This is a genomic window from Thermosporothrix hazakensis (assembly GCF_003253565.1).
In the GTDB taxonomy this organism is placed as follows: Bacteria; Chloroflexota; Ktedonobacteria; order Ktedonobacterales; family Ktedonobacteraceae; genus Thermosporothrix; species Thermosporothrix hazakensis.
In genome coordinates this window covers 1-17,344 of the sequence record NZ_QKUF01000042.1, presented here as the reverse complement: position 1 = coordinate 17,344, position 17,344 = coordinate 1, and the positions used below count along the sequence as shown (strand labels likewise).

At 48.6% G+C, this 17,344-nt stretch carries 15 protein-coding genes; 5 read left to right on the top strand and 10 right to left on the bottom strand.

The genetic code is table 11. From position 1 onward, the window contains the following. Window positions 1-1,013: 1,013 nt before the first annotated feature. The 4 genes from EI42_RS29070 to EI42_RS35045 form a co-directional block, all read right to left on the bottom strand. Window positions 1,014-1,640, bottom strand: coding sequence for a hypothetical protein (locus tag EI42_RS29070; protein ID WP_111326140.1), 627 nt, complete (start codon window positions 1,638-1,640; stop codon window positions 1,014-1,016). Window positions 1,641-1,899: 259 nt separating this feature from the next. Next, window positions 1,900-2,115: a hypothetical protein gene (locus EI42_RS32140; protein WP_137686452.1), complete on the bottom strand. Its 216-nt coding sequence runs from the start codon at window positions 2,113-2,115 to the stop codon at window positions 1,900-1,902. A 154-nt stretch (window positions 2,116-2,269) separates the two neighbouring features. Further along, window positions 2,270-2,488 (bottom strand): hypothetical protein, encoded by a 219-nt coding sequence (locus EI42_RS29065; protein ID WP_137686451.1) that lies wholly within the window; start codon window positions 2,486-2,488, stop codon window positions 2,270-2,272. A gap of 550 nt (window positions 2,489-3,038) precedes the next feature. Then, window positions 3,039-3,539, bottom strand: coding sequence for a MauE/DoxX family redox-associated membrane protein (locus tag EI42_RS35045; RefSeq protein ID WP_111326138.1), 501 nt, complete (start codon window positions 3,537-3,539; stop codon window positions 3,039-3,041). 833 nt (window positions 3,540-4,372) lie between these two features. On the opposite strand from EI42_RS35045, the gene EI42_RS34095 reads away from it, so the two are divergent. Next, on the top strand, window positions 4,373-4,693 hold the full coding sequence (locus tag EI42_RS34095; protein WP_246046558.1) for a helix-turn-helix domain-containing protein: 321 nt from the start codon (window positions 4,373-4,375) through the stop codon (window positions 4,691-4,693). Between the two features lie 78 nt (window positions 4,694-4,771). Here the strand turns inward: EI42_RS34095 and EI42_RS34580 are convergent, their stop codons facing one another. Then, on the bottom strand, window positions 4,772-4,897 hold the full coding sequence (locus tag EI42_RS34580; protein ID WP_282957341.1) for a hypothetical protein: 126 nt from the start codon (window positions 4,895-4,897) through the stop codon (window positions 4,772-4,774). A gap of 317 nt (window positions 4,898-5,214) precedes the next feature. Here EI42_RS34580 and EI42_RS34090 point away from each other — a divergent pair, with 317 nt between their 5' ends. The 3 genes from EI42_RS34090 (at window position 5,215) to EI42_RS32135 (ending at window position 8,749) form a co-directional block, all read left to right on the top strand. Beyond that, window positions 5,215-5,484, top strand: a complete 270-nt coding sequence (locus tag EI42_RS34090; protein ID WP_246046556.1) for a hypothetical protein — start codon at window positions 5,215-5,217, stop codon at window positions 5,482-5,484. Window positions 5,485-7,651: 2,167 nt separating this feature from the next. Next, on the top strand, window positions 7,652-8,026 hold the full coding sequence (locus tag EI42_RS29035; RefSeq protein WP_111326136.1) for a DoxX family protein: 375 nt from the start codon (window positions 7,652-7,654) through the stop codon (window positions 8,024-8,026). Between the two features lie 507 nt (window positions 8,027-8,533). Then, window positions 8,534-8,749 (top strand): hypothetical protein, encoded by a 216-nt coding sequence (locus tag EI42_RS32135; RefSeq protein WP_137686450.1) that lies wholly within the window; start codon window positions 8,534-8,536, stop codon window positions 8,747-8,749. A 12-nt stretch (window positions 8,750-8,761) separates the two neighbouring features. Here EI42_RS32135 and EI42_RS32130 read toward each other — a convergent pair whose 3' ends face one another. The 4 genes from EI42_RS32130 to EI42_RS29015 all read right to left on the bottom strand — a co-directional run bounded on the left by EI42_RS32130 (window position 8,762) and on the right by EI42_RS29015 (window position 13,441). Beyond that, on the bottom strand, window positions 8,762-9,028 hold the full coding sequence (locus EI42_RS32130; RefSeq protein ID WP_137686449.1) for a hypothetical protein: 267 nt from the start codon (window positions 9,026-9,028) through the stop codon (window positions 8,762-8,764). A 504-nt stretch (window positions 9,029-9,532) separates the two neighbouring features. Beyond that, entirely contained in the window at window positions 9,533-10,354 is an 822-nt protein-coding gene (locus EI42_RS29025) for a hypothetical protein (protein ID WP_111326134.1), read from the bottom strand. Then, window positions 10,351-12,594, bottom strand: coding sequence for a gluzincin family metallopeptidase (locus EI42_RS29020; RefSeq protein WP_111326133.1), 2,244 nt, complete (start codon window positions 12,592-12,594; stop codon window positions 10,351-10,353). Before EI42_RS29020 ends, EI42_RS29025 begins: the two co-directional genes overlap by 4 nt. Window positions 12,595-12,640: 46 nt before the next feature. Beyond that, complete coding sequence (locus EI42_RS29015; protein ID WP_246046571.1) at window positions 12,641-13,441, bottom strand: ATP-binding cassette domain-containing protein; 801 nt, start codon at window positions 13,439-13,441, stop codon at window positions 12,641-12,643. Window positions 13,442-15,943: 2,502 nt separating this feature from the next. Here EI42_RS29015 and EI42_RS35040 point away from each other — a divergent pair. Beyond that, window positions 15,944-16,528: a tetratricopeptide repeat protein gene (locus tag EI42_RS35040; RefSeq protein WP_111326130.1), complete on the top strand. Its 585-nt coding sequence runs from the start codon at window positions 15,944-15,946 to the stop codon at window positions 16,526-16,528. 570 nt (window positions 16,529-17,098) lie between these two features. Here the strand turns inward: EI42_RS35040 and EI42_RS29000 are convergent. Further along, the coding region (locus EI42_RS29000; protein ID WP_249033490.1) for a transposase at window positions 17,099-17,344 on the bottom strand (246 nt) is incomplete at its 5' end.

The following is a 17,344-nucleotide window of genomic DNA, read 5'->3' as shown; positions in this document are numbered from 1 at the left end:
GGCTTTCCTCTCCCCTCGCGTTTCTCTCCTCGTGGTCGTCTTCGTTGTCCGATGCCTGTGACCACGACACACGCTTTATGAGGCCACGGGAGCCTCCCCACGCCCGAATGAAGCCACACGGCCCGATGATCATCAGCAGCCGTATGCAGCAGGCAACCGGTGACTTCTCCCGTCTGGAGAGCAGAGACATGAGAAATATGACGAGAAGACAACATCAAGAGAGCCACCAGGGAAAAGCTCCTGCTGCTAAGGGCACTCTCGGGCTGGCAGCTTCTGCATGAAAACTGATGCAAGAGCCTGAGGCATGGTCACAAGCCCGTGCCATCTGAGTAGAGAGCACCAGACGAAGCGTGCGGCTCCCCTGCTGGTGCGAACCCACACGCCAGAGGATGGCGCCACGAGTGCGCGTCGCACTCCTCTGGCTCCGATGCGCAGGTATCACGGGCAGGGAATGACGCTTGAAGGAAGGGAGATGAACCTGCTTCATGCTCGGTGCTTGGGGGTCCCACCACACTCCCTTCAAAACACGGCAACGGCCGCTCTCACACGGCATGGGCAGTGCGTTTGGGAGGTTCCATCCACCTTTCTCCCTTCAAGAAGCACCCAAGCCTCTTCCTTGCATCAGGCTTCAATCCTCAACAGCCCCAATGAGCCATGACACCGCTTCATCTGCACAACACAGTGTACGTACACTGTGTTCAAGCCTCGCGTGACCGTGTACGCTCACCGTGTTCTGTGTTCTGTCGCGAGGACTTCGCAGGAACCACTTTGAAGAGACCCCTTTTTCAACGCGTTGTTCCATCACGCAAACCAGAAGAGACCTTTCCCGTCGCTGAAGCAGTTCCCACTGCTTGCTGCGCTTTTAGTGCACGAACCTCATGCTCATCAAGATATATCTCTTATAGATACTTATAACTACATATCTATCCCTTTCTATCTCTTCACGAGATTACTTTATTCTATATTCATTTTTCTAATATATCCTTCGCCAAATCCTCAAATTATATCTACATTTACACGTCTTTTACTTGAAAGATAATAACATCGGTAAAATTACTACCGTCAATCTGTAAACCATAACAGCCAGGACTTTGCTGATTGATACGAATATAAGAAGGTCTGTCGATCTCTTCAGGAGTGTGAGTAAACTCTGGTAGCTCTAAATCCTTCGATAAATCATAATCGAAAAGAACTGCTGCTGAACCATCTAATTGCCGACCACGAACAAGGCCTATTCCTTGATATTTACTGGTATCAGCAAACCAAAGAGCTTTAGCAGGTCTCCACTCCGGATCTTTCAAAGCACTGGCATTCGCATCATGTGGGTCAAAACGGCGTAATTGTAAAATAGCAGGTTGAGCAGCAGTTTGAATCGTTTCAATAACAACATAAATTGGTCCATTTCCCATCACAATTCGTTGACCGAAACGATGTACAGATGTCGTCGGGCAATCCGCGCCACGAGGCAAAGTCGGAAGCTGTAAAGGTCTCTCTCGTAGCTTTTGCAGAGTAATCACAGGTTTTGTAGGCGCAAGCGTAGGAGCGTTGTCAAGAGCATAGTCTGGTATTTGCTGACAACCAGATAGGATAAGGAGAAAAATCAAAGCAAACAGACATAAAAGCGTGATTCTCTTTTTCATAGTATCCTCTCTTCCAAGTTAACGCTTGACGGAAAGCTCATACAATCAGCCAGCAAGGGATGACCAAGTCAAGCTTTGAGCCAGAGACAGGCGAAGAGCCTCACCATGCTGGCCGCCCCCCCTAGCAGGAAGACCCTTTGTGCGTCTGCGGTCACTCCTGTTGGATCCGGAAAAAAACCGCGCAGTTTTGTGCACACCATCTTAACCTCACTGCGTCGGCTCGTGAAGAAACGCTGCCCAGCCGCCCTTCAGGGTCCGATCAAGCCGCGTTCCTCGCTTGAGAGGGGACACAACCAGTACCCTCAAATACCTGCTGCTGTGTACGCACACCCGCAATGCCGAGGTCGACCAAATACACCCCATAGAGCATTGTTCCCATGTCAGCAGCATCGCAGGAGTACAATGTGCACAGACAAGCAGCAGTCAAACAGCGCCTGATCGGCGCAGTTGACTGCGGAATCTCAGAGTTGGTCATAGCTCCCTGAGCCGTGACGGCGCACCGTAGCATGATCCCTTCATATCAACCCGAGCATGACAACTCGCCTCAGAGAGTCACTCGGTCAGCTCCAGCATCAGACGCACCTGGTCTGACCAGGTGGCTTCCATGAACTACTTCTGAACTGCTCCAGCTAACTGCGGTGCGGCAGTGTCAGGAAGGCCGGATGCAAGTACTGCACGATGAAGCGGAAGCGGTCCTCCTGGCTCGTAATCGCCAGTGTGAGCACTTCGGAAAGCGAAAGGATATGACTTGCGGCCATACTTCCCCCTGCCTCTGGCACATCTGCTTGATACAGATCGTCACTCATGATAGACAGGATCGTCAGGAAGGAGTCCACGTCAGACATCATGCGTTCCTTTCTTTTCGCTTTGCGTTTTGACGATGATGGATGCCTTCTTTTTCACATCCTCCATCATTCACACCAAGCGATTCAAACATAGGGATTTCTATCCCTATGTTTGAGTCTCAATTCCATGTTAAGAATACAAGCAATGGAACTCCCACAAAAAGCCAGAACCGATTCAACCATGAAACATATTCTCCTAGAGAGTCGTAAAGCTTCATAAGGCGCTCCGGGTGTAATTGACAAAAAGCATTCCAGAGACCAACCAATGTTACGAACTCCCGCATACTTCCATATACAGCTCCAGAGATAAATCCCAATAAAGGGCTGCACCCCTTCAACTGTACCTAGGGCGAGAAAACCAAAATGACGATACACCAGCAACAAAAGTACACTTAGAAAAAGAACAAGGAGCCAAAGCAAAAAGTACAAAGCGTAAAACATGGGGCTCATAAAACTTTTTTTCTTGTTACACCCATAAAATTTATTAAATCTTTCTCTTCTCCTCTCTGTATCTATCGCCCATCAATTTCTTTCCTGTATTTTGTGCAACTCTTTAAAAGAGAGTATCTGTTCCGGACGTGCAACGATGAAGGAACGGAGTAGGGCTATAAAGGTAAAGCGAGACACTTACCATAACTAGTTCTAAACAAAATTTTGGAAGGAGGCTCTTGTACTGAAATGTAAGTATTAATCCCAATAAAGCGAAACAAAGCAAGCAAAGATTCCTAAAAACACTACCTTTACCTACCTTAGCACTAGCATTTCCAAAGCAACCACATCTAATGTTTATACCTTTTTTAATAATAAAAAACATCCAGCCCGTAAACAGTAACAAAGAACATACTGCCAGCGCGAAGAAGATACTTAAAATGTAGGAGGAACTAAGAAAGATTCCAAATGCGACGCCAAGTTCTCCCAAAGGAACAAAAAATACAAGAAGACGAACTAACCACTCAGGAAACTCACTTAACCGTAAAACGGCGCGAAATGATTCTCCTTCCAAAAATTTTCCAACAGCCGCGAGAAGGAAAACAGAACTAATCACTAGTTGCAATAAAGTTAAAAAAGAATACCAACCGGCATACTGTCATCCTTTCTTTATGTCGTATGGCAAACAGAACCTTTGTCAGCTTAGCAAGATGCGTTTCTAATCAGCATCCTTTTTCCTCTAGAGGAACTAGTCTTCTACGATTCCGTCCTTCGTTCGTTAGCGAGTCAAGAATATCAAGAATATAATGTTATCTATTTTATCCTAGAAGAGCGTATTCTTGTCTATTTTATATTTTTAAAGCTAATATTTATTTTTATCTATCTTCCTCTATATTCCATGGCTCATATTACACCTTTCATTTAAATAATAAAGTTTTCCCAAGAAACACTTCTTGAATCTTTCCTTAGGCAGTATCTTCAACAATCCGGCATTCTCCCTGATAGTTCCCTATCATCTATAAAGTGTCTCGGAGTCTTTTTACATTACGAATATATAACAATCTTTTTAACTTTTTAATACGAAAACATATTTTTTTGCTATTATAGGATCAAAAAAAATCTCAGTAACCTAAGCAAACTTTTGTTCCCAATTACTCTTAATACAGCATAGATTTCATATAATTTAAGTTCTTTTTCATACTTAGAACACTTTAGTACAGTCACATAATCCTCTTCTCAGACGTTGCCGGGAAATTCAACCGGATGAGCTATGGGCTGCTCGACGTCTCGCCGCATCCTGACATTCCATAGCAAGCTGGAGAGAAAACCGATCCCTTGACTCCGCCTTGCCTCATCATCTATCAGGATGAGCAAACCTGTAACTAGTGCACTGTCAAGACAGGTGACAGGAGATGTAGTATCAGAAGAACCATAAGTGCTCCTATTTTTGTTCGCCCGTTGAGCGCGAAAGAACAGCAGCAGCTCAAAGCCGGCCTGCGCTCATCAGATGCCTTTGTCCTGCGGTGCTGCCAGATTTTGCTGGCGTCAGCCCGCCAGGAGCGCGCCACGGCCATCGCCAAGCAACTGGGCTGCGACGACCAGATTGTGCGCACTGTCATCAAAGGCTTCAATACCAAAGGCTTCGCCGTGCTACAAGCCGGCTCCTCACGCCCCCACTGCTTGCACCAGGCGAGAGAGGATCGCGATCTGCCGCGTTTGCAAGAACTGATGCAGCGCGGGCCACGCTCTTTCGGCAAGCCTACCAGCGTCTGGACCTGAGATCTGTTGGCAGAGATTTGCCAGCAAGAAGGACTGACCCAGTCGCTGGTCAGTGGCGAAACCATCCGGCAGACGGTGCTACGGCTGGGAGAAGCTTGGAAACGAGCCAAACAGCACATCAACCGTCCCGATCCGTTGTACCAGCAAAAAAACGGCGCGCGACCAACTGATCGCTTGGGCAAGCCCGCAGCCTGAGTGAGCCATTGGATGTGTCGATCAAGTGTGGTGGAGTCGCTTTGCTCTGCCTCGTATGCACGCCTGGCAGAGCGTGGAGCATCCCTTCTCCCTGGTGGAACGGTCGTGGCAGAAAAACGATCCCGACCCCAAAGCTCTGGCCTGGTATGGAGTCTTGTGGCAAGAAGGCACGTCGACAAAGCCAGTGCGAGAGAGCATGTGGCTGCGCTTTGTCACCGGTCGCCCCCTCTCAGCCATCACCACCCAGTTTCTTGAGTGGTGTGGTCAGCGATTGGAGCAAGAGGGCAAACACCATTGGCTCTTGATCTGGGATCACGCTTCTTGGCATGTCTCGCGCGCTGGTGCGAACCTGGATCAGAGAACAGAACCAGCAGGTCAAGCAGTCGGGCAAAGGCGTGCGCATCTTGCCCTTGCTTTTGCCCAAACAAAGCCCGTGGCTCAACCCCATCGAACCCAAATGGGTGCATGGCAAGCGTGCCGTCGTTGAGCCTGCTGGTCTGCTCTCTGTCCATGAGTTGGCAAGCCGTGTCTGTGCTTACTTCGGTTGCTCCTATGAACCTCATCTGTCTCTTCCTGACTCCGAAAAGGTTCCTTGAAAAGGCACTAGGCCCCGCACCATGGAAGTAAGATACTATCTCATCTTGCAGAACAAAAGACCATGTTAAGGGAATGAAACACTCTGTAAGACATTAAATAGCATTTCATGTAGTACGGTGTACCGACTTCATTCCGCAGTGAAAGGCGAGAGCAACAAGTCCTTTACGCTAGGTGTACGATATCATCTAGATTTTATACCTTTATTTTTATGTAACAATATACCTATAATAAAAGTAATGCATAGCAAAAACGAACATGAAAACATATAAATGGTTATTATTATAGGTTGGGTTAATAGGTTTTGTGGGAAATATTTAGTAAGAAATAGAGTAAAAGATGCAACAAGCATTGTTCCCCATGTAGCTAAAAACCTTCCATAAATACTCATTGGCATCAATGAACAAAGATATACATTGTATATATATATAAAGTTACATATACGATTCCAAAAAGAACTATGGTTAAGACAAAACAAAGCATATCTCTACTAAGAATATAACTAATAAAAGTTATAGTTATAGGGAGAAGCATAAACGTTCCTAAAAGGATAAAATATTTCGGGAGTATTTTTCTTTGGGTATCTTTCTAGCACTCTCGCAAGTGGACGATTCAGAGCAATACTAATAATAATGCCTAAAACAATCAATAGAATGATAAAACAATTTATTAGCAGAGGCATACAGCTTTTCTCCTTCTATGCTAATACTAATGGTAATAAGAGCAAGTAATAGGCTTGGCTCTTATGCATTGGTAAGTAATTTCACAAATTACCACACAATGGAGTATGATAAATTCTCTTGTTGCATATTTCGTGTGTAAAGGATGTTGAACAATTTAGCCTGAATCTCCTGATTACTCTACAATAAAGCTACTAAAAAAGCAAGACCAGATCAGCCGATGAGATATAACGAATCGTTAAGGTTCGTTCTTGGGAGAGAAGCTATACAGCTCCTCTCCCAAAACTTAGCTAAGTCTTCTACTCCCACCATCTTGCCTTGGTAAGCTTTTGCGCATACCAGGTCTTCTTCTTGAAATACTGTTGCGATACATTACCAGTGTTCCCAGCTCGCTCCCAGGATTCTTGAACTGAGCGATACCAATCATACCCTCCAAGGTAAGCATCTACAGGATCATCGCTATAAACAGGCTCCCACCATGTTGCAGGAGGTATCCGACTCGGAGATGCAGATGGAGTTGTAGACTTCACTGTTGGCTTTGCTGTTCGCTTCGTTGTTGGCGTCGGCGTTGCTGTTGGTACCGGGGTTGACTTTGGTGCTGGCTTACCATCTACCGCAACATCAGCAAAGCCATTGGCCACCCCGGTCAATGCGCCCACACCCTCCATATAGAGAAGAAATGGAAAGTTCGATGTAAAGCAAAGAACTCTCAATGGCCTGGTTCCCAGGAACACTTCACTCCAGGCAACAGATGAAAGGGAAGAAGGGCAGGGACATGATGTGGTTGGAAAAGTGAGCGACGCTGCGCTGAAGGCTCGCACGAGCATCCCGACTGGTCGCTGCGTGATGACACGTATACCTTGCGCATGTTGGATGGTTTACCGCTTTCAGCAGAGAAAACCGAGCTGTGCCGACGGCGGTAAACCTTAGAGCCGTTACACCATTAAAAGAAACAGAGCCAAGCCTATGGACGGATACAAGTTTCAATTCTCAACAGCCCCTTAGAGCCCTTGTAACCATTCAGGCGCCGCGTCCATTCTGGGGATATCAAGGTTTCAATCCCCAACAACCCCTTAGAGCCCTGGCAACCCTGGTTCTGCTGAGAGCCCCTGGCAAGCGGCTGCAAAATCCCCCTCTGTGAGAACCTTCTTGAGTCTACCCCCTTTTTCCATCCTATGCCCACACAGCAGATCCTTTCTCCCGGCTGATGAAGGCAGTTCACAGGCGGCACATACAGCAAGATCAGGGACATCTCGTCACTGGCTGCGTTCTTATGAACAGGTGCAATGCTTCACCATTGGACCGTTTTCGAGAGAAGACGAACAATTTCCGTCACGCTGTTGTCACGTTCTTGGGGTGCTCACTTGTCCCCTTTCTAGAAACGCAAAGACGAAAGGTCTCGCAAAAACGAGCTGCGAAAGAAAACAGTTTTCCAAAATAAATAAAGACGGGCTTGGAAAAATCGAGATACCCGTCAAGGAGAGAACTTATGAACATTCCTTTGTGGATCATCACTGGCCTGCTGGCTGCTATCTTCCTTGTCGCGGGCGCGAACAAGCTATTCATTCCTTATGAGAAACTAGCCAGGGTTCCTGGCGGGGGATGGGTCTTGGAGTTCAGCTCTAGCTTTGTCAAGACCCTGGGAACAATCGAGATCCTGGGAGCCATCGGTCTGATCCTGCCCGCCATGCTTAACATTGTACCGATCCTGGTGCCTCTGGCGGCTGTCGGTCTGGCGTTAATCATGGTTGGGGCAGCGATCGTGGAGTTCCGCCGTCACGAGTACAAGCATGTGCTGGTGAACCTGATCTATCTCGCCCTGACTACCTTCGTTGCGTGGGCCCACTTCTGGTCAATGTCCTGAAAGGACGAAAGTGGCTCAGTCCTGGTGAAAGCATCCTGAGCTTATCTGAGCATGGCGCTTCTTTTTCTCCGCAGAGAATGAAGTGCCATGCTCACGCTCTTCATTCACCTGAATTGAGCCACAACCTTTTTATTTATCAGAAAACGAAAGAAATCCTTTTATAGTATATTACTTCTTTTTTCCCAATTCGAGCGTGACACCATCAAGCATCATATGACGAGATATCCTATATGATAGACACAATCTGCATCGGCCTCCTTTGGGAAGCACCAGGATGTCTTGAGTTCGTTTTCTAAGCGGCTTTCTGGCGGTCTCGGATCTAATATGCTCAACATACTCCAATTGCAACCTTCGATCTGTCAGCACTCGTATCTCTCACGGTGCACCATGCAACCCATGCCTTCAACTAGCAGGGACGAGCAGCCCTGCAAGCCAGATCCAGTCGTCCCCACCACCTGGCAACTGTGCAGCGAGAAGACGTGACGGCCGAGCAGTTCAAAACGGTACTTGCATCGACCACCTCGCGATTGTGGCTTCCAAACCAGCCCGTGGATGCTGGACGTACGCGTCAAACAGAGTGTGCGTCAGGGCTGGATGGTCCGGCCCGTCAGCATCGAGACCATGCGCCAGGTGCTCAGTCGGTTGGGGATCAACTGGAAGCGAGCCAGGCGCTGGATCACCCGATCTGTTGTACCAGCAACAAAAACAGCTCGCAACCGATGACTGCGCTGGGCCTCACCAGGGCAGCAAGCGCTCATTTGGGCAATTGACTTCCTTCGACGAGGTCTGGTGCAGCCGCTTTGCGCTGCTGCCAGCTTCTGTCTGGTAGGACGACGAGGAGCCCATCCACGTTGTCGAGCAGCAGGAGCAAAAGGCCGATTCTGGGTCATGCTTGGTTTCATGATTCTGCTCGTCTTTACCCGCCCAGAATGGCTTCTTCTTCCTGTCGTGCTCAATACCCTTCTCCTCATCAAAAGCTGGCGGACGCCGATCTTTCGCCACATCATCCCTCGCATCGTCATCTCTCTCCTGGTGTTTTATAGCCTTATTGGAGGGTATGTCATGGCCAAACTACTACACCCATAGCTATCTGGGCCTATCCTGGATCGAGAACATGAACTATCTGGGCAAAGTGATGAAATATCGTAATCCTACGACCATGTTCCTTCGGAGAACTTCATTCTCGTCATCAGGATGACGGTCCTTGATAACGAGAAAACCGGGAGGAACCTGACGCTCTCCCTTCTTCTGCTTGTCTTGTCCCCCGGTCTCTCCTCACCGCCGTGCCGGGGACACAGCATCCCTCTATTCCCAACGCAATGCAAGCACCTATCCTCCGTTCTTCCCTGAGGACAAAGCAAACACCAGAACGCTTCTCTCTCCACACAGAAGAACAGCACCTCGCTCCCTCTGAACACAGACCGTCAAACCACACCAAGCCCTCCGTCCCATGAAGCAGATCCAGCGAAAGGAACAGAGGACTCGGTTTCGTTGCAAGACAGTAGTTTATTCCTCGATATAGCGAATAAACCGGGATTCGTTGCCAAGCATCCAGAGGATACAGGCAAACAACAGACAGGCAATGAGCAGCAAGACCCCTTTCCCCTGAAACCAAGCCACAGGGTCGGGTAGAGACGCTCGCTTCTGCCAACCGAGAAGAGTATAGGCCAACAGAGCATTCTTCCCCTTCAAGCTCTGCGTAATAATCTCATTACAAACCCAATACCCCCCAACAAGCAGATATCCCGCCACTAAATTACATGAGAGCAGCGTCACCAGGAGGCCAAGTGACACAAGCAAAAAAGCGGTTGGAAAGACGGTCCAGAGTACCTCAAAGGGCCACGGCCAGACCAGATCTTTTGCAGGTGGTTGCTCGGTCACAGCATAGGAAATCCAGCCAGCCAGCCCGACAACAAGCAGCAGATAACATAGTACGTAGAGCAGCCGTTCACTGAGCACACGCCGCAACGAGCGCCGCAACGTCACCTGTGCCAGCATACCATACCTCCACTCCTCCGAAAAGACTGGCAACGCCACGCAGCCCGCAACCAGCGGAAAAAAGCGTTCCAGAGCAGTACGTAACTCAGTTGCATAATCAGGTGTTTTCGCCGTCCGTTCCGGCTCCTTCGGCTTTTCCGTAATCTCCGATGAGGAGAGCTGAGGCGGCTCTAGTGGCATGGGGGGTCTATAGGAGATCTGTGTATGCACTAAAGAGACGATGATCAGGCAAAGCGGCAATACCCAGGTCCAGGATACCATCTGCTTCAGATCAAATGGGAAGTGAAACCACCTACCCCTCTGGCTGGAGAGATATGAACGCTCATTCATGGTTTTGGCATCTCCTCAGGTACATAGGGCTTGAAGTCGGCAGATACATCTCGTCCGAGTGTCACGCCCGCTTCCTTGATAAATTGCTGGATCGTCGGCGCACGCATATCCTGTTGGTGGGCAGTGAGGAACCGCTGAAGCACCTGCGTAATCTTCGCCTCCCCCTCTTTCTTTTCCAGCTTCATCAATCCCACCGTTGGTAACGGACAATCAGACAAACCAAGCTTCTGGATTTTTTCACTCACTACCGACAGCTTCGCCATATCCTCCGGCTTCATTTTCGCCTTATCTCCATACTCGCCACGCTCAAGACAGAGCTGATAAACACGCTCCTTATAGGTAGTGCCAAGTATTCGGCCTGTCATGTTGATAGCGCTATATGCTGAGAGCATCCCTTTGAGATTCGTCGGCCATTCCAGAAAAAAGGAAAAACCGTGCGGCTGCCCCGTTGTCGCATTCTGCTTCGCCAGCACCATCTCCTGAAGCAAGGCATCTGACCACCACGCCGCCGCGACCTTCTCTCCAACAAAGCTAGAGATCACGGTTTCATCTTCCAGATCAATGGGAAAGGAACTGTACAACGAGTGTTCTGGCAACAACAAAAGATGAGTACTTATCACAGGCTCACGCAAAAACGGAAGGACAATCGCAGTTGATGGCTGCTTGTTTTGCGGCTCAAGCCAGTTCCGTAATTCGTTGAACAGCCTGCTCATCAGTCGATAGGTAGAGAGCGCCTTGTGATCCGGCTGAATACCATGATAAACCAACGGGGTCTGATCCAGCCTCATTTGTTGCTGTGTATCAAACGCCACCACAAAAACAGAGGGCAGATACCCCGGCTTCGTCACCTCTATCTGCCGGGTCTCTTGCTTGAATATGCCTGCCGCTTGCCAGACATGCTCAGCCTCCGGCAGCCGCACACTCACTCTATCGAAGGGGAGTCGGGAGCCATAGGCCTCTACGAGCGATTGCACATACGGCAGCGGATACCATCCTCCCGCGCCGTTGCCGTCCAGAACTCCCATTCCCTGACCGAGAAAGCGATAGACAGCATTCGGTCGCCCGAGGACATCTATCATACCGCCAGCAGGTCCCACATAGTTCTCACGACCAAGCGTTAGCTTTCCCGCATAGACAAGAGTTAAAGTCAGAGCCTTGCCAGAGGGAAGCGTCAACCGAGTCCAGCCTTGTTGCGTGTGGAAAGAGATAGGCTGCTGTCCTGCCGTCACTCGCTGAATCTGCAATCCGGGATTGAGTGCGAGCAACAGTTCCTTTTCAGAGCCAGATTGCAGTTGAAATGTGGCCTTTCCTTCCAGTTGTCCGCTGTGGATATGCGCTGTTACGTCAAGCTGATAGTGCGAAACGATCGCGTTCATCGGTTGTGCAGGTGGAACCCCCAGATCCAGATACTGTTTGGTCGTCTGCCCGAATGCGCTGGTAATAGGCAGCATAAGCCCTCCCCCAAGCACACAAAGCAGAAGGGCAACACCTAGGTGATACCAACGCCGCATCCCATATCGCGTCTTCATTTGTGAGAGAAGTAACACCACGCCAAACAGCCCCAACGCGAGAGCGAGAAAGAAGCCTCCTTGATTCAGTACCAGGGAAAGATCAGGCCCAAAGCCAATACTACTCGAATAAAAGAGCGTGTTCTTGTGCAGATTAAGCATATGCAATGGAGTTGCTGGACTGCTGAGATTGAGCACTATCATCGCACCACTACAGAAAATCGCCCCAAGAAATGGAACATCAATCAGCGCGATCACAGCCACAAAGAGCAGTGTGAAACAGAGGCACATCGCCCCATTGACTAGCAAAAAGGGTAATGCAGCGAACGGTGATACAAGCTCCAATCGTATAGCACTCAGGACAATCCAGCTCCCACATAATGTCAATAGCACTGCCAACAGGCCTAGGACCAACGCCGCCAAACTTTTGCCAAGCATGTATTCAAACGAAAGCAATGGCCTGACCTGCAGTAAAGGGTGCATTTTATATCGAACATCACGTTGAAACACAGAAGTAAACACAAAGGGTAACAGGAGCAGGACAACAGAGGCCCTTGTGGTATAGACGTTCACTTCGAGGACAGGCAAGGAGATACCAGTTCCAAGGACAAGGACAGGAATCACCGAAACTGCGCTGGCCAGAATGATAAGCAACCAAAACGAGAGCGCGCGCCATTGGAGAAGACACTCAAACAGGGCCACGACACCTACCCGCTGTACCATTCTAAACATAACTGCTCCCTCCTTGTAAGGCAGCTGCCGAGAATGAAGGTGGCATCTATAAATCAGCCGTTCCGATCAGGAGAAAGTACCCATCTTCCAATGTCGGCTGACAGGGAACAGCCTCAGGAGCAGGACACGGACCAACGACTCGCGCAATCACTTCGTTTGGAGCCGCCACTCCACCCAGTACAGGAGAAAGCGAGGCAATAATAGCTGCTCTCCGCTGACGCATCTGCTCAATTGTTTCTAACGTCGTACGCCACTGCCAACACGCTCCCGATGCATGCTGCGTCAGTTGCTGCACACTTCCTTGAAAGCGCAAACTCCCTTGTTCTAGGACAGCAACAGAACCTGCAATCGTTGCAACATCGGCAACAATATGTGTGGAAAGGAGAATCGTCTGTTCTCTTCGCGCTCCAAGCGTCCCCAGTAACATGCGAAAACGCTGTTGTTCAACCGGGTCCAGCCCCGCCGTCGGCTCGTCTATAATCAATACTCGAGGATTCCCCAGAAGTGCCTGAGCCAGTCCCAGGCGCCTGCGCATTCCACCACTGAGTGTACTTGCCCGAGCATGCTTTTTCTCTGTCAGGTTCACCACCTCAAGCAGTTCATCGATTTGCTCTCTCTTATGCCGAACATTCTGGAGGGAGGCAAAGTAAAACAGGGTCTCCTGAACTGTCAACTTCGGATAGTAGCCCTGTTCCTGCGGCAAGAAGCCAATCCCGATCTGAGAACGAATGGCCCATTTCTCTTTCTTGAGATGATGGTTATTGATCCACACCTCACCTGATGTCTGGGGAAGTAAAGTTGCAAGAATCTGTAGGAGGGTGGTCTTCCCTGCACCATTGCGGCCCAACAAACCGAAAACCCCGGCTGTATTTGCAAATTAACATTTTTTAATGCCCATTTTTCACGTGCCCCTTGTTTGTAACATTTTGATAGATCTTTGATGGTAATCGTAGTACCACCAGAATTCCGCGAAGGGATAGACGCTACCATCTCTCATCCTTTCAGTTTAAATAAGGTGTATATTCGGAAAGATTCAGAATATACACCTCACAAAAGATTAATCAGTGAAAAACTGACTTACCTATACTTTTGCCGGGCAACTCCACCCAGGCCAAATACCAAGAATTTTTTTTCTAAAACAGGCTGCGGCAACCCCAGGAGAATAGAGTTGAGGACTATACAGCTGAGTAGCATAAGTATTACAGATTTCTCTATAATTCGCTTCCGCAAAGGGACTCATCCGTTGTACCTCAAGATCAATACAATCAAAGTCATTCCAGCCTCCATAATTTGTGGCTCGCGCCCCCAACGTAGCTCCATGAGCACATTATCAGTCACACCTTGCGTCGCTGTATAAGCATTGCTATTACAGAAGGTTTGAGACGGATCTGTGTGATCACAACCATACCCAGAACAGGTCCTTAATGCGCGCTGCGTTGCGGCAAAAACCACATCAGACAACCCAAACATCAGACAAAGAGCCACCACATCACAAAGGCTGGTAGAACAAAAGATAAATGTCTTCTCGCTTTCAAGGTTCCCTCCAATTTAAAATATTTTTTCCCATGCAAAGAACAGTTCATCTCATACATGCACTATGGCACATATATGCATGAGCTTCTGTTATTATATTTTGAGAAATACATTTATGTCAATATCTAAAAGTAAAAGTAATATTACCTATATATAATCTCTTATGATGATTAATAAACTGCTAAGATAAAATATAAACAAACACACAAAAAAACAATTTGATACATCTTGCAAAGAATAAAAGGGGGGAGAAGGCATTTCTTCATTGTTTATTCTACTCTGCTAGAAACTTTCAATGCAATTGAATTGAAATACATAGGCCATAGATATATGTGACAAACAAAATAGGAGTATTCCTGAACAAAACTCCCGAAATATCCTTTTTCCAGAAAGAGGACCAATCAGTAAAAACTGTGCTTGCCTCTACGCTTATAGAGCAACGCCAGGAAGGCAAAAGGCCAAGCTTTTTTGTCTGCAATCGGCTGCGACAACCCCAGGAGCATAGAGTTGAGGACTATACACGAGAATTCTAGGAGTATATGTTTTTCCAGATAGACTTTCGTCAAGGAACTCATTCGTTGTACCTCAAGATCAATGCAATCCATACATCCCCAAATTTCATGAGGAACTCGTGCCTGGTTGGGTTGACATCCAGGTCCCCAACACAGAGCTCCATGAGCACATTATCATCGCTCCCTGCGTCGCTGTATAAGCGTTGCTATTACAGAAGTTCCAGACAGATCTGTGTGATCAGCCATATCCAGAGCGGGGAGTCCTTTTAGCCTCTATCGGGTTGAGTCAAGAGCTTTGCTCGGGCAGAAACAGCGAGAGTAGACACACTCTTTGCCCGTCAGCTCCACCTGCTGGTTCTGCTCCCGAATCCAGGTGCACACCAACTTGCTTCCATGTCAGGAGACATTATCCCACATGAGCAACCATGCGGTTTTGTCTTGCTTCTCCAGTTGGGGAACAGCTCCCGTCCAGAAACTGCGTTTGGTCCAGAAAGTGCACGATCTCAAAACGCTACTTCTCGATTACCCGGCAAAGAGCAGAAACATTCTCATCTGCCAGCAGTTCCGCTGTCCTACCGTGCCACTCCCGCCGATTTCTCCCCTTTTTGGGGAGAGAAAGTTAAGGTTGCGCCACCACAGCCGCAAAGTAGATTTCATCCGCAGGCAAGCCGTTCACAAAAGATGCGCCGCGCACTGGACGGAGTATCGCAGACAGGCGACGAACACGCACCTTCGCTCAGACGGGAAGCCGACCCACGGAAGGTCAAGACATACTGACTGTACATGCGGGAACTGCGTCTGCCACAGAGCGGACAGGCAGCACCTTTTTGAATGCTCGTGAGACAGTCCATGATCTGTGTGGAGGATAATTGAAGCCGCTCAACAATAACACCGGTTTCGGGAGAAAACAGCGGCTCGTTCAGCTGTTCTTCTCTCTGCTCTGGAAGTATCTCTCGTTCGTGTCTCATGGCACAAGCAGACCATATCTCGGACAGAACGTGAGAATGTTTCACCAAAAGCTGGGGAGAGCCACGATGATGGTTATTGATCCACACAGCACCTGATGTCAGAGGAAGTAAAATTGTAAGTCTATAGGTTCGCTTTCAAGACACAAAATTGATGTATTGCCTGAAAATCACCTTTTCTATATTGCATAAGATCAGAAAATGTGCATTACTAAGAGAGGGTGAGAATTTTGTGTATAGAGAAAAGAGAGATGTTGATTCGTTTCAGAAAAACAATGCACTCGAGGCAATGCTGGTCATTCACCTCACGTAGATTTCTCAAAAAGAAAGGGGAATCTTATGGAACCCGCGAAAAGAGCTCTCTTGGAAAAAGGAACACACCTTTGCAATCAAAGACACTATCAGGAAGCGCTTGACTGTTATGATCAGGCACTCCTTCTCTATCCACATGATCCAGATATCTGGAACAACAAAGCTCATATTCTTTCGCTTCTTGGAAAGCACTCGGAAGCTTTGTCTCTCTATGATACCATGATCCACCTCTCCCCCGATCAAGCATATCTGTGGGAGCAGAAAGCCTCTACACTCTCGGAATTGGGATGCAATGAAGAGGCCCTTGATGCATACGAGCAGGCCCTTCTTCTTTTTCCTTCTCACGCCTTGCCTTTTGATCTTGCCCTTGTATGGCATAATAAGGCCAATGTCCTCTGCAAGCTCCAGCGCTATGAAGAGGCTCTCCTGGCTTTTGACCGCGCTCTTGCCTTGCTCCCTTCTCTCGCCCCCACTTGGGATGCAAAAGCCCAACTCCTCGCTTCTCTTGGAAAGGAGGAGGAAGCTCGCTACAGCCAGGCGCAAGCTGCACTCGCTCGGCTTTCTTCTGGGAACACGCCTCCAACGCAGAACGAAGCAAGATCAAGCCAATGAACGAAAGCAGAATCGTTTTGACTCCCCCAGAGTTCAACCTGATGCGCACCTTTTGGAACAAGAAACTGAGTGGGCAGACGAGAAATCTCATGAGACGATGCAAACGTCGAAATAAGACCGTTCCATAGATTGAATGGAACCAGAGCGGCATCTGTTCATACAAGAGAGCAGCATTGCCGCTCCTACATAATGCAGATCATGCCAACGAGGTTGCAAAAAGCCCATCACAACAGCTGATCCCTTAGTGACTCCGAAAGGGGGACGATAGGGAAAAGAAAGGAGACCGCCCCGGAAAGCCAAGTTGAAAGGAACCAAACAGATGCAAGAGCGAAGAGCACGAAAGCGGTATCCCTCCGATCTGACCAATGCGCAAGAGGCAGCAAGCATGACAGCGTAAGAGAGGTCCTCATCTTTCCTTCCCATGAAGGGATTAACATATAGGGCAATACCAGTAAGGATACTGAATCATGCTCATGCCAAGCAGGCGATACGGATATAATAATCCCTTCGTTTTTCCTTAAGGTGAAAAGTATTGACACTCCCCAGGCCAGAAGGGCGGGGATTCTTCCTTCATCCAGCCTGCTTGCGCGGCGCCGCAGTGCGACGACGCGTAGCGGCAGGCTGTCCAGAAGCGTTCGACGAGACACCCTCGTCGGTTCCCGTCTGCCCGACGGTACCCTGTAGTGCTTTGTGCAAGATATTTAAGGCGGCGTTGTGATCGCGGTCGAGGAGCAGCCCACAGCCAGGACACAGATGCGTACGCACACTCAAGCTCTTCTTGACCCGCTGCCCACAACGAGAACAGTTCTGAGTTGT